Origin of the sequence: Pseudomonas sp. O39, from assembly GCF_045447295.1 — a bacterium.
Lineage (GTDB): Bacteria > Pseudomonadota > Gammaproteobacteria > Pseudomonadales > Pseudomonadaceae > Aquipseudomonas > Aquipseudomonas antarctica_A.
The window spans coordinates 1-418 of sequence record NZ_JBJGXV010000080.1 but is presented as its reverse complement, the minus strand read 5'-3'; the positions used below and the strand labels follow the sequence as shown (position 1 = coordinate 418).

1 protein-coding gene is annotated in these 418 nt (G+C 57.4%); it reads left to right on the top strand.

The window, feature by feature from the left end:
* A partial coding sequence (locus ACI77D_RS29380; RefSeq protein WP_407018110.1) for an immunoglobulin-like domain-containing protein occupies window positions 1-418 on the top strand: 418 nt, incomplete at both ends.

The following is a 418-nucleotide window of genomic DNA, read 5'->3' as shown; positions in this document are numbered from 1 at the left end:
GCCAGCGCCAAGCGATGACGTGTTCATCGACAAGAGCACCCAGACCGTCAAGATCACTGACACCGCTGGTGGCAACTTCGAGAAGTTGGACGTTGCTGGCGACGGTGCGACCACAACGATCAACGACACCATCGACAAAGTTGATGTGGTCCTGACCGCTACTACTACCGTTGGCGAAGGCGGCAACATCGTCTACACCGCCAGCCTTGTGGATAAAAACGGCGCGGCAGTGACTAACATCACCAACCCGCTGACCGTGACCTTGGACAACGGCCAGACCATCACTATCGGCGTGAATCAGTCGAGCGGCACCGTCACCACCGTGGCACCGAACGACGTTTACAAAGGCGACCAAACCGTAACGACCGCTATCAAAGGCGTAACCGGCGGCGAGCACTTCGAGAATTTGGTTCCTGGC